The organism is Hyphomonas sp., assembly GCF_037969335.1.
Taxonomy (GTDB): domain Bacteria; phylum Pseudomonadota; class Alphaproteobacteria; order Caulobacterales; family Hyphomonadaceae; genus Hyphomonas.
This window is the reverse complement of record NZ_JBBKXE010000165.1, coordinates 1-12,687: the sequence shown is the minus strand read 5'-3', so window position 1 is coordinate 12,687 and position 12,687 is coordinate 1. Positions and strand designations below refer to the sequence as shown.

Below are 12,687 nucleotides of genomic sequence, written 5' to 3'. Positions count from 1 at the left end.
GAGTGAACCGGTGGGGTGAGGGTGTGGGACGGGGGTGGCCCGGGTGTCAGGCGTCCGTGCTCGCCGGGGTGGAAGCGTGGACCCGTTCAAGCTTGCGGATGGTGAAGGCGTGATCGTTGCCTTCGCTGATCGCGAAATGCTCGGCCGCCGCTTCGTGCCACTCAGTTTCGGCGAGCGCCGGGAAGTGGGCGTCGCCGTCCGGTGCGGCATCGACATCGGTGACATAGATCCGGTCAGCCAGTGGCAAGGCGAGCTGGTAGATCGCTTCGCCGCCGATCACGAAGACTTCGCGCTTGCCTTCACGTGCGGCGATGGCCTTGGCAGCGTTCACGGCAGGCAAGAAGCTGGAATAGACCCGCGCGCCGGGCGCGTCATACGTCCAGTCGCGGGTCATGACGATATTTTCGCGGTCGGGCAGCGGGCGCTTGGGCAGGCTTTCCCAAGTCTTGCGACCCATGATGATCGGGTTGCCCAGCGTGACTTTCTTGAAAAACATCAGGTCGCTCTTCAGGCGCCACGGCAATTGCCCGGCGACGCCGATGACATTGTTGCGGCCACGGGCAACGATGAGGCTGAGTTTCACATCATTATACATAATCGGAGGCGCGACCCTTCTGGTGTTCGTGAATGCGAGGCGTTTTCTGCCTGACTTTGTTAAGCATGTGGAACAATTGTTTTGGGGTCGAAGCAACTGGATTTGTCAGCTATGCGTGAGGAAACGCAGCATGGGGCTCAGGCGTGATCAATTCATTTATTTCAATCATTACCAATGGTAATCCCGGTCAGTTCATTCAGGTCATAGTTGCGTTAGCGCTGACATTCACCGCGATCTACCTGCTCAAGGGCCGCGCGTGGGCCCTCATGTATGTCGCTTTGATACCTTTTCTGAACTGGTCGTTCGGTGTGATTCCGGAAATCCAGATTGTCGAGAAAAGCGCGGCATGGACCCAGGGGATTTCCCTGCACCCGATGACGATCGTGACCGGCATGGTTTTCGTGATCCGCGATTTCGTACAACGCGAGATGGGCCACCGCGTGCTGGCGGTCATGGCAATGGCCGTGGCCTGGTCGTTCTATTATGCATGGCCGGTCATCGCGCTGGCGAGCGGCATTGCCTTCGCAATTTCCGAAGGCGTCGACTGGCTGATGTTCACGTTCACGAAGTACCGGCTGTCGACGCGGATTCTGTTGTCGAGCGCGCTGGCCGCGCCCGTTGACACGACCGTGTTCCTTTACGGCGCCGACCTCGCCAAGCAGATCGAGTTCGGCGCCGAGCCGGGCAATTCGCTACATGTCGCCAATTGGGTTGTGTTCGTGATTGGCAAGATGGTGGGCGCCGTCGCGGTATCAATGATCATGCGGCGGCGGGAAGACCTCGGCCTGGTTGACCCGGCCGAGGCCTGAACCGCTAGGCGGCGTCCTGGTCGAGAAGGCCTATCCGGCACTTCATGCCTGCGAGGCCTGCGCCAACCAGAGGCGCGACGAGGAACAGCCAGAGCTGTGACATCGCGTGGCCGCCGACAAACAACGCCGGACCGAAACTGCGCGCCGGATTGACGGATACGCCGGTCACCTGGATGCCGACAATGTGGATCGCCGTCAGCGTCAGGCCGATCGACAGGCCTGCCATGGCGGTCGGGGCACCGACCTGCGTTGATCCGAGGATCACGACCAGGAACAGGAAGGTCGCGACGATCTCGAAGACAATCGCGGCGGCGAGGGTGTATTCGCCGAGATATCCCGAACCCCAGCCATTCTGGCCAAGCCCGTTGATGGCGACATCATAGTCCGCCTTGCCGCTGGCAATGAGGAAGAGAATGCCGGCGCCGATCGTGGCGCCGATGAATTGGGCGACCCAATAGGTCAGCATGGTCTTGCCATCCATGCGCCCGGCGACAAAGGCGCCGAAACTGACGGCCGGATTGACGTGACAGCCTGATATCGGACCGATGCCATAGGCCATGGCCACGATCGCGAGGCCAAAGGCGAAAGCGATGCCGAGTTGCCCGACATGCTCTCCGGCAAGGACGGCGGCACCACAGCCAAACAGGACCAGGGTGAGTGTGCCGACAAGCTCGGCGACCAAAATTTTCATGAGGTTCCCTCCCAGAACATGACGACTATGTGCCGTCGGGGAGGAAATTTGCGTCAATTCGGCGCTTTGGGCAATTGACAGGCTGCGGGCCAACGATAAAAGAGCTGTACGTTATCTTATAACACAAACAGGTTTCCTCCCATGAAGTATCTGCTCGCTGCCGTGGCGGTCGCGCCGCTCATTGCCGGAATGGCCCACGCCCAGGATCAAGCCGAGGACGAAGTCCGCATTGAACAAACGGTCATCGTCACCTTGCCCGGGCCACAACGGACCGCAGGCGAACTGGTCAGCAATGTCGCTGCGCTCGACCGCAAGGAAATTGTCGAAGCGCTCGCCTCGACGCTGGGCGATACGCTGGACCGCCAGCCGGGCGTCGCCTCAACCGCATTCGGGCAGGGGGCAAGCCGGCCTATCCTGCGCGGCCTCGGCGCCGAACGCGTGCAGGTGCTGACCAATGGGATCGGCGTGATCGACGTGTCGGCCGCGAGCCCGGATCACCAGGTGGCTGCTGACGGTATTGATGCGCAAAAGGTCGAGATCCTGCGCGGCCCGGCCGCCCTGGTCTATGGCGGGCAGGCGATTGGCGGCGTGGTCAACGTGATTGACGGCCTGATCATGGAAGACCTGCCGAAGCGTCCATTTGCCGGCGAAGCCTACGCTGCAACCAACAGTGTCAATGACGGCACCGAGGGCGGCGCGCGGGTCCAGGCGGTCAATGGGCCGATCGTGGTAACGCTGACGGCCTCGACCCGCGACTTTGGCAATTACGACATACCGGTTCCGGCCCAGTCGGACCGATTGCGTGCCGAGACCGGTGACCCGGCCGGGCCGGACGGCGAGTTGCCTAACTCGTTCGTGCAGACAAATTCCGTGGCGGGCGGCCTGTCCTGGATCGGCGACATGGGATTCCTTGGCGGCGCCGTGCGCCAGCAGAGCTCGCAATACGGCCTGCCGCTGGAAGAGACTGCTTTTATTGATCTCACGCAGACGCGTTACGATATCCGTGGTGGCCTGAACGTGGACAATGGTTTCCTCACCAAGATCACGGCGGCCGGGTCGGTCGCAGACTATGAACATACCGAGTTCGAGGCCCCTGGCGAGCCGGGCACCATCTTCAAGACCAATGGCTTTGAAGGGCGTATCGAGGCGGGGCACGTGCTGGGCCCGCTGGAAGGCGAGGTGGGTATCCAGTATGCCGACAGTTCACTTGATGCCATCGGCGATGAGGCGTTCATCACGCCGACCGATACGACGAGCCTCGGCGTTTTCCTGTATGAAACCCACGACTTTGACAGCGGCCTTGGCATCGAGGGCGGTATCCGCGCAGAGCAGGCCGATCTCGACAATGAGAACGCGGGCAAGGTGAGCTTCGACCTGTTCAGCGGGTCGGCGGGTATTCACCAGCACTGGGCGTCGGGATGGTTCCTTGGGGCACAGGCCTCCTGGGCCGAGCGGGCGCCCAACCAGAGTGAGCTGTTTGCCGACGGACCCCACCTCGCCACGGAACAATACGAGGTCGGCGACAGGACGCTTGGCAAGGAGCGCGGCCTGAACCTGGAAGGCACGGCGCGCTGGGAAAACGACACGATGAGTTTCGGGGTGAACCTGTTCCTGACTGATTTCTCCGACTTCATCTATCTGGCGGCCACCGGCGCGGAACTTGACGACCTGCCGGTCTTCGCATTTCGCCAGCAGGACGCGCAGTTCACAGGTGGTGAGGCCTTTGCCGAATACCAGCTGCTCGACGGCCCGCTCGAGGCCGACTGGAAATTCGATGCCGGGGTGGATCTTGTGAACGCCGAATTCGATGATGGCAGCGACGTGCCCTATGTGCCGCCGGTGACACTGAATGCCGGGGCAGAAGCCGACTGGGGCGCGCTTGCGCTAGGGGCGAAGCTGACCTGGGCCGGCGATCAGGATTCGCCCGGCGCGGGCCTGTTGCCGACCGATGGCTATGTCACCGCCGACCTGCATGCCGATCTCGACATTGCGCGCTATGGGGCAGGCCGCGAGGGCACCAAACTGTTCATCGAGGCGCGGAATATCGGTGATGCGGAAGTGCGCACAGCGACATCTGTCCTCAAGGACAGTGTGCCGATGCCCGGACGCAACATCCGCGCGGGTATCCGTTTCCTGTTCTAGCGGGGCTAGACCGCGACCGGCGCCTTGATATGGGCGTGAGGCGTATAATTCTCGACCTTGAAATCCTCGTATGCCCAGCCGAACAGGTCGGTCTTGTCGGGATTGAGCGTGATCGTCGGCAGGGGGCGGGGCTCGCGGGTCAGTTGCAGCTGCGCCTGATCGATATGGTTCATATAAAGGTGGGCATCGCCGAACGTGTGGACGAATTCACCCGCCTGGAGACCTGTCGCGCGGGCCATCATCAGCGTTAACAGGGCATAGGACGCGATGTTGAACGGCACGCCGAGGAAGATGTCGGCTGAGCGCTGGTAAAGCTGGCAGTTGAGCTTGCCGTCCATGACATTGAACTGGAACAGGCAGTGGCAGGGCGGCAGGGCCATGTCATTCACGTCGGCCGGGTTCCAGGCCGAGACGATGAGGCGGCGGGAATTCGGATTGGTGCGGATTTCATCGAGGACCCACTGGACCTGGTCGATCACGCGGCCGTCCGGCGCCGCCCAGCTGCGCCATTGTTTACCATAGACGGGCCCGAGGTCGCCGTTTTCATCGGCCCAGTCATCCCAGATCGAGACGCCATTATCCTTGAGGTAACGGACATTCGTATCACCTTTGAGAAACCAGAGCAGCTCGATGATGATTGAGCGCAGGTGCAGTTTCTTGGTCGTGACCATCGGGAAACCGTCAGCCAAATCAAAGCGCAGCTGGCGTCCAAACACGGCCTTTGTGCCGGTTCCAGTACGATCTGACCGCTCGGAACCGTGCTCCAGAATGTCTGACAGGAGGTCAAGATACTGTCTCATGAGGGCCTCGTTTGCGCGATTCGTTGGCCAGAACCATTAACACAAACTTGTCAGCAGTGACCAATTTTCCGCGCATGCTCGAACCAAATTGAATGAATCTTATGAAATATATGGTGGCTGTATCCACAACCAATCCAAAGGGGAGGTACAACACGATGAAAAATCTTGTCAAAGGCCTGACCAATCGCTGGCGTGCTGATACGCGCGGCAATGCCGCAATCATCTTTGCGCTGTCTGTTATTCCGATCCTGTCGATTGTCGGTGTCGCCATCGATACGCAGATGACGCTGACCCAGAAGAATAAGGTCCAGGCGGTCGTTGACAGCGCCGTGATCTTCGGTGCGCGCGCCATGCAGGATGGCGCAAGCCGGACGGAAGTGGCCAAGGACGTCAATGCCTATGTGAAGGCCCTGCTGAAACAGCAAAGCGCTTCGCTCGACTGCGCAGGCATTTCCCTCGAATACGAGGATGATTCCCAGGACATCAATGCATCGATCTTCTGTTCGCAGCCAACAACGCTGTCGAACCTGTTCGGCCAACGGACAATGGATTTCCGCGTCGCTTCCGGCTCGACCTACGGCATTGGCAAGGTCGAGGTCGCCTTCGTGTTCGACGTCTCCGGCTCGATGGGTAGCAGTGGCAAGATGAGCGACCTGAAGGTCGCTGCCCTTGAGGCTGTCGATACATTGTTGCCGACCGCTTATGATACCAGCAAGTCCGACGACGTGCGTCTCGCGATGACCAGCTATGACACGATGGTCAATGCCGGTTCCTATTTCAAAGCGGTCACAAATGAAAATCCGCTGCGTACATACACCGCCAACTACAATAAAGAGACCAAAGTCTGCACGAAGTACAAAAGAAATGGCAAGTGCAAGAAGTACAAGACGGAAACGACGCCTGCTGTGACGAGTAAGACCGTCAACAATACGTGCGTCAAGGAGCGCGTCGGATCCGATGCCTTCACGGATGAGGATCCGGGCCCGAGTGCATGGCTCGAAGCTGCCGAAGCATACTATGATGAGTCCAGAGACCGCTGGTCAGAGGAAACCTGCAACGATATCGGCCCGCTTCCGTTGACGGACAATCGGGGAAGCCTCAAGGCCTATGTCAACGATCTCGACGATTTCAGCATGACCGCCGGCCATATGGGCGTCGCCTGGGGCTGGTACCTGATCGATCCCAAATGGGATTCAGTGTGGCCGTCTGCGTCCAAGCCGTTGCCCTATGACGAGCCCGACGCGGCCAAGGCGATCATCATGATGACCGATGGTGAGTTCAACTCCTACTTCTCGAGTGGGCAGGGCAATTCGTTCGAGCAGGCCAAGAAGATGTGTGACGCCGCAAAGGCCGAGCATATCGTCATCTACACTGTGGCGTTCCAAGCGCCATCGCAGGGCCAGGAAATCCTGAACTATTGTGCGACCAGTGCCGACCATGCCTTCAATCCGGAAGATGGCCAGCAGCTGAAGGATGCCTACACGATGATTGCCCAATCCATCTCTGATCTTCGTATCACCTACTAGAGCGGCGGAGATCGAGGTGAACCCCATGACATATATTTATTGGCATAGCGTTTTGTTCTGAACTGGAGACAAAGTTGAAGCGCGCTGTTGTGAATTTTCGTTTTATTCGTTGGCGTGCCGATACCGGCGGCAATATCGCCATTATCTTTGCCCTGGCGCTGATCCCGATCCTGGCGATCGCTGGCGTGGCCATCGACACCCAGATGACGCTGACCCAGAAGAACAAGGTCCAGGCTGTCATCGACAGCGCCGTGATTTTCGGTGCACGGTCCATGCAGGAAGGCGTCAGCCGCGAGGACGTCGCGAAAGACGTCGACGCCTATGTCACCGCCCTGCTGAAGCAGCAGAGCGCAAGCCTCGACTGCACGGGCGTCGCGCTTGAATACAAGGACGACGCACAAGACATCAATGCATCGATCTTCTGTTCCCAGCCGACGACATTATCGAACGTGATCGGCCAGCGGAAGATGGACTTCCGCGTCCGTTCCGGCTCGACTTACGGTATCGGCAAGGTCGATGTGGCCTTCGTGTTCGACGTTTCGGGGTCGATGGGAAGTAGCGGCAAGATGGCCGACCTGAAGATCGCGGCCAAGGACGCGATCGACGCACTGCTGCCGACGTCATACGACACGGCGAAGCTGGATGATGTGCGCCTTGCCATGACCAGCTATGACTCGATGGTCAATGCCGGCAGCTACTTCAAGGCCGTGACGAACAAGAACGCGACGCGGACCTATACGGTCAACTATACCAAGACCACGCAAGTCTGTATCGCTTACAAGAGTAACGGCAAGTGCAAGACGTACAAGGATGTCTACACGCCAATGGTGGCCACGAAAACGATCACCAACAATTGCGTCAAGGAGCGCATCGGCGCCCAGGCGTTCACGGATGTAAAACCAGGCGCGAACGCATGGCTGGAGGCTGCCGAAGCGAAGTTCAACGAATCGACCGAGAAATGGAGCGAGGAAACTTGCAACAGCATCGGCCCACTTCCGTTGACGGATAACCGGACGACCCTGAAAGCCTATGTCAACGGCCTGAACGATTTTGGCGGTACGGCTGGCCATATGGGCGTGGCCTGGGGCTGGTACCTGATCGATCCGGAGTGGGATGGCATCTGGCCGGTGGCGTCCAAGCCGCTGGACTATGACGAGCCGGATTCCGCCAAGGCCATGATCCTGATGACAGACGGCGAGTTCAACTCGTACTTCTCGAGTGGGCAGGGCAATTCGTTCGAGCAGGCCAAGAAGCTCTGCGATGCCGTCAAGGTGGAGCACGTCGTCATCTATACCGTGGCGTTCCAGGCGCCCAAGGAAGGCCAGGACATCCTGAACTATTGTGCCACGAGTGCGGCCCATGCGTTCAAGCCCGAGAACGGCCAGCAGTTGAAGGACGCCTACACGATGATCGCCAAGTCGATCTCCGACCTGCGCATCACCTATTAGGGAAAAAGGTGCCTCCAGTCCGCTGACAAGACGCCGATGTCTGGTTAATCGCGTCTTGCTGCAATCACGCGAACTCGGGGCGCCAGCCTAACGACGAAAAAAGCAATATCGTTCATCATCGCGTTTGGGACCCACCCGAATGATCGTTGATGAGGCGAATATCATGCCCAGTAGTTCGCACTACGGATTTGCCAGCCGCTATGGCGGGGACACGCGCGCGAATGTTGCAGTCATCGCAGCACTCGCCATCCTGCCGATCCTGAGTATCGCCGGCATCGCGATCGATGTGCAGAGGACGTTGACCGAGAAGGGCAAAATCCAGGCTGTCATCGACAGTGCGGTGATCGCGGGCTCCAAGGCAATGCAGGCTGGCAGTTCCGAGGCAGAGATCATTACGCTTGTGGGTAATTACGTTGACGCGCTCGTGGGAGTGCAGGGCAATGGCCTGAGTTGCACGGACCCGGAACTCACATTCCTCGACGGGACGCAAAACATCGAGGTCGAAATCCTGTGCGCTCAGGTGACGACGCTGACCCAGCTGCTGCACCGCGACAAGCTGTACTTCAAGGTTCGCTCCGGCACGACGTATGGCATCGGCAATGTCGATGTCGCGTTCATTTTCGACGTTTCGGGCTCAATGAATTCCAACAGCCGGCTGGACAATCTCAAGACATCGGCAAAAGTCGCATTTGACGAATTGCTGCCCGAAGGCCGCGAACTCGACGGAACGGTCCGGATTGCACTCACGACATACAATGCGAACGTCAATGCAGGCGAATATTTCGAGGACGTGACGCGAAAGATCACGCTCGGCACCGACGCGGCGTCTGGCAGCAATTCGGCAGAATCCCGATACGATGCCTATAACAACCGTGTGCTGATAGACCAGTCGAGCGGCAAGCGGTTCTTCTATTATGAGCAGGCCAGTTGCAACTATAATTGCTCTTATAGCAACAATTGGACCATCACGCCGAAGCGGCGCTGGTTCGAGACGAATATCGGCGACAATACCTGCGTCTCCGAGCGGGTTGGCGTGAATGCGGTCACCGATGAGGTGGGCGGAACAGGTGCCGACAATTCCATGATTGCGGGCAATCCTTTGTGGAACTGGAATACGAGCTACTACAACAAGAAAAATGGCGCCTACGAAATCGAATCTGGTGGTGCCAACTCGTCCAGGGGCGCCTTTACCCTGACGCCCGCGCAATGCGAGAATTCTTCGCCCATGCCGCTAACCGAAGACAAGGCGGCGTTGAAGGAATATGTCGACGACCTGCACGCGGGCGGAGGCACTGCCGGGCATCTCGGCATTGCGTGGGGCTGGTACCTGATCTCGCCGAGCTGGAATTCACTCTGGCCGTCGGTCTCCCATCCATGGCCATGGAACGAGCCGGATACGGCCAAAGCCATTATCCTGATGACTGATGGTGAGTTTAACCAGACCCATCCGTCCATTTCCGAAAGCTCGATCGAGCTGGCGATGGAGTTCTGTGACGCGATGAAGGAAGATCCGTACGACGTACAGATCTACACGGTCGGCTTCCAGGTGCCTGGCAATGTCGCGACAACGCCGGGCGGCGAAACGATCCTGGACTATTGCGCGACCGACGCTGGCCACGCGTTCACGCCGAACAATGGCGAGGAACTGACGGACGCATATACGGCCATCGCCCAATCGATCTCGGATTTGCGCATCACGCGCTAGGATCGCCCGCCGATGGGCATGGCCATGAGGTTGAAGTCGATGAAGATAGGCAAGGTATTCAGACACTGGCACCTGTCGCAGAGCGGCAATATTGCCATCATGTGCGCCCTGTTCGTGCCGGCGGTGCTGGCGCTGGGCGGTGTGGCCATCGATTTCCAGTTCACGGTCCGACAGAAGAACAAGGTCCAGTACGCGCTTGATTCGGCCGTGCTGGCTGGCGCGTTGCTGCGCCAGAGCGGCGGCAGTGAAGAGGCTGTCGCAGCGGATGTCAAAGGCTACATGGCGGCGCTGGTTGATGAGCAGGGTGGAGAGATCGTCTGCACACCCGTGACGGTCTCGTTCAATCCCGACAACAAGGATATTCACGGCGTGACCTCCTGCGATCAGCCCACCTTCATTTCCGACCTGATGGGTTTCGAGAAGATGTCCTTCGGCGTTGCCTCGACTTCGACTTATGCCATTGGCAAGGCGGACGTCGCCTTCGTGTTCGACGTTTCCGGTTCGATGAACAGCCAGAACAGGCTCAGCCTGCTGAAGTCGGCGGCCGAAGTGGCCTTCGATGAATTGCTGCCCGATGACGCCCCCGAGACGGGCAATGTGCGGTTGGCGATCACGACCTACAATAACGCCGTGAACGCGGGCGACTATTTCGACAGCGTGACGCGGCGCCAGGAGCTTTCAGCGGACGCGTCCAATTCAACCGCGCGCAGCAATTACGACACCTATAACGGCGCACGGATGATCGACGCCGCAACCGGCAAACGGTTCTTCTACTATGAACAGGAGTACTGCCCGGGCGGTAACTGTTCTGGTAACTGGAACGCTGCGCGACGCCCCATGGAGAACGCGAACATTGTCGACACGTGCGTGTATGAACGCACGGGCGGTGATGCGGCGACCGATGCCGCCCCCGAGTCGCTTCGCTGGATCGGTGCAGGCAATCCGCGCTGGAACTGGTCGACCAGCAGTTACAACAAGCGCAACGGCCAGCAGGAAATTGAATCCGGTGGCGGAAATTCGTCGAGGGGCGCCTATGACATGAGCTATGCGGGCTGCCGGTCTTCCGGGCCTGTGCCGCTGACCGACGACAAGGCGGCCCTCAATGCCCATGTGCAAGCGCTGACAGCCAATGGCGGCACGGCGGGTCATATCGGCCTCGCCTGGGGCTGGTATCTCGTGTCACCCAACTGGTCTGCGATCTGGCCGGAAGAATCCGAACCGCTGCCCTACGACACCAAGCAGGTCATCAAGGCGGTCATCCTGATGACGGATGGCGATTTCAACACCAACCACCCGACGGCCGCGAAAAGCTCGTTCCGCCAGGCGCAGGACCTGTGCGACACGATGAAGGCGTCACCCTCAAGCATCCAAGTCTATACGGTTGGCTTCCAAGTGCCGAGCAGCGTGCAGAAGACCGGCGACGGGCGGACGATTCTCGAATATTGCGCGACGAGTCCGGCCTATGCTTTCAGTGCCTCAAACGGCGACGAGCTGACTGCGGCTTATCAGTCGATCGCACGATCGATCACGCAATTGCGGATCAAGCAGTAGGGCCGGTTTTGCGTGATGGGGCGTGCTCCATTGGATACGACATCGCAACGTCGCAGCGTTCATACCGCTTGCCGTGGGAATCCAGAATGTCAGGATCATGGGTGAAGCCGAGCTTTTCGTAGAGGTGGATGGCGGCTGCGCATTTGCGATTGGTCAGCAGGTAGAGACTGTCCATTTCCATCTGACGCGCGCGTTCCAGCGCCGCAGCCAGCAGGAACTCACCTGACTTTCGCCCGCGCGCCGATTTGAGGACGCCCATCTTGGTAAGTTCGAACCGGCCATTGCCCATCGGCATCAGGGCGCAGGTGCCGACAATGCCGAGACCGCCGGTCGAAACAAACAGGACGGCCCCGCCCTTGTCGACAACCAACTCGCGCGGGTGGGACAGGATCTCGCGATCTGCCTGTTCCAGCGTGAACATCTCGCTGATCCATTCCTCGTTGATCGCATAGAACGTGCCCGCAAGATCATCGGAGTATTCGACGATGGCGTGCCCGTCCTTGGCGCGTGCCGTGAGGGACTTTTCATCGAACGCCGCTTCGATCCTTGCGATCTGTTCCAGCAGGCTGGCATCGGGTCCGGCGGCAAGTTCTTCAGCCGCGCGGGCGACATGGGGCCAGACGTCCCGCTTCATGCGGGCAACCGCCTCGGTGCCCTCCATGGTGAGTGAAATGGATTTCTGGCGGCGGTCGGTTTCCGATACCGTTGTCTCGGCGAGCCCCATATCGACGAGCCCGACCAGGCTGCGCGTGACGGCGGGCTGGCTGACGCCCAGGGCTGACACGGCCTCGCTGACCGTCAGCGGCCCATACCGGTCGAGCGCCGCGAGCAGGGGGAAGTGGCTTGGCTGGGTGACAAAGCAGTTCTGTTCGAAAATCTGCGCCGCATCCGCCTGCAGCCGTTCGGCCAGCCGCTTCAGGCGGCTGCCCAGAGCGAGGTATCCAAGGTCTTGAAGAATGTCGGGCATGGTGCGCTCCCAGATATACATAACATGCTATGTATATCTGTTTTCCTGTCAACATGGCTGTGGGAAAATTCGGTCGCGCAGCCTTAAGGCCTTTCATCTGAGGCCCACGTCACCTATATTGAACTTGTCTTCGGACTATGGCGATAAACGTACGTGTAATAAGCGGTTCGGACCCGGGGGCGGTACCCGGCGACTCCACCACAAGCAGGTTCAGGCACTTCAGCGCCTGTTTCTGACGGGGTCGAAATAGGATCGACGGACGTCTAAAGACGATACTTTCGCCCGTATGAGCCCCGTTAGAAGCTCACATCAACATAGTTGCAAATGACAACTCTGCTGAAGGTCAACTGCTCGCAGCGTAGCTGTACGTAGTTAACCGAATTAACTCCTAAGGATTCAGCTCCTTAGGCGGGGCCCGGAGGCGCCTGGCAACAGAAGCCTCCACTTTTCTCC

10 protein-coding genes and 1 other RNA gene are annotated in these 12,687 nt (G+C 59.2%); 7 read left to right on the top strand and 4 right to left on the bottom strand.

What is annotated here, in order from left to right; genetic code table 11:
- Window positions 1–46 precede the first annotated feature (46 nt).
- Complete coding sequence (locus tag AADA04_RS12360) at window positions 47–583, bottom strand: dihydrofolate reductase (RefSeq protein WP_340693579.1); 537 nt, start codon at window positions 581–583, stop codon at window positions 47–49.
- 155 nt (window positions 584–738) lie between these two features.
- Here AADA04_RS12360 and AADA04_RS12355 point away from each other — a divergent pair, with 155 nt between their 5' ends.
- On the top strand, window positions 739–1,404 hold the full coding sequence (locus AADA04_RS12355; protein WP_340693578.1) for a hypothetical protein: 666 nt from the start codon (window positions 739–741) through the stop codon (window positions 1,402–1,404).
- A gap of 4 nt (window positions 1,405–1,408) precedes the next feature.
- Here the strand turns inward: AADA04_RS12355 and AADA04_RS12350 are convergent, their stop codons facing one another.
- Window positions 1,409–2,095, bottom strand: a complete 687-nt coding sequence (locus AADA04_RS12350; protein ID WP_340693577.1) for an aquaporin — start codon at window positions 2,093–2,095, stop codon at window positions 1,409–1,411.
- 141 nt (window positions 2,096–2,236) lie between these two features.
- Here AADA04_RS12350 and AADA04_RS12345 point away from each other — a divergent pair, with 141 nt between their 5' ends.
- Complete coding sequence (locus AADA04_RS12345) at window positions 2,237–4,237, top strand: TonB-dependent receptor (protein WP_340693576.1); 2,001 nt, start codon at window positions 2,237–2,239, stop codon at window positions 4,235–4,237.
- Between the two features lie 5 nt (window positions 4,238–4,242).
- Here AADA04_RS12345 and AADA04_RS12340 read toward each other — a convergent pair whose 3' ends face one another.
- Window positions 4,243–5,037, bottom strand: a complete 795-nt coding sequence (locus AADA04_RS12340) for a thymidylate synthase (protein WP_340693575.1) — start codon at window positions 5,035–5,037, stop codon at window positions 4,243–4,245.
- A gap of 155 nt (window positions 5,038–5,192) precedes the next feature.
- Between AADA04_RS12340 and AADA04_RS12335 the strand changes: the two genes are divergently transcribed.
- The 4 genes from AADA04_RS12335 to AADA04_RS12320 all read left to right on the top strand — a co-directional run bounded on the left by AADA04_RS12335 (window position 5,193) and on the right by AADA04_RS12320 (window position 11,267).
- Window positions 5,193–6,563, top strand: coding sequence for a TadE/TadG family type IV pilus assembly protein (locus tag AADA04_RS12335; protein ID WP_340693574.1), 1,371 nt, complete (start codon window positions 5,193–5,195; stop codon window positions 6,561–6,563).
- An 89-nt stretch (window positions 6,564–6,652) separates the two neighbouring features.
- Window positions 6,653–8,011 carry a TadE/TadG family type IV pilus assembly protein gene (locus AADA04_RS12330; RefSeq protein ID WP_340693573.1) on the top strand — a complete coding sequence of 453 codons (1,359 nt, stop codon included), beginning with the start codon at window positions 6,653–6,655 and terminating at the stop codon, window positions 8,009–8,011.
- A gap of 163 nt (window positions 8,012–8,174) precedes the next feature.
- Window positions 8,175–9,716, top strand: a complete 1,542-nt coding sequence (locus AADA04_RS12325) for a Tad domain-containing protein (RefSeq protein WP_340693572.1) — start codon at window positions 8,175–8,177, stop codon at window positions 9,714–9,716.
- Between the two features lie 18 nt (window positions 9,717–9,734).
- A complete protein-coding gene (locus AADA04_RS12320) occupies window positions 9,735–11,267 on the top strand; it encodes a pilus assembly protein (RefSeq protein ID WP_340693571.1) in 1,533 nt (510 codons plus the stop codon).
- Here the strand turns inward: AADA04_RS12320 and AADA04_RS12315 are convergent.
- The gene (locus tag AADA04_RS12315) at window positions 11,257–12,234 is read right to left on the bottom strand and encodes a bifunctional helix-turn-helix transcriptional regulator/GNAT family N-acetyltransferase (RefSeq protein WP_340693570.1); all 978 of its coding nucleotides are present in this window, start codon (window positions 12,232–12,234) and stop codon (window positions 11,257–11,259) included. The two genes, AADA04_RS12320 and AADA04_RS12315, sit on opposite strands and share 11 nt — an antisense overlap.
- 87 nt (window positions 12,235–12,321) lie before the next feature.
- Here AADA04_RS12315 and ssrA point away from each other — a divergent pair.
- Window positions 12,322–12,680: a transfer-messenger RNA gene (gene ssrA, locus AADA04_RS12310) on the top strand.
- Window positions 12,681–12,687 lie beyond the last annotated feature (7 nt).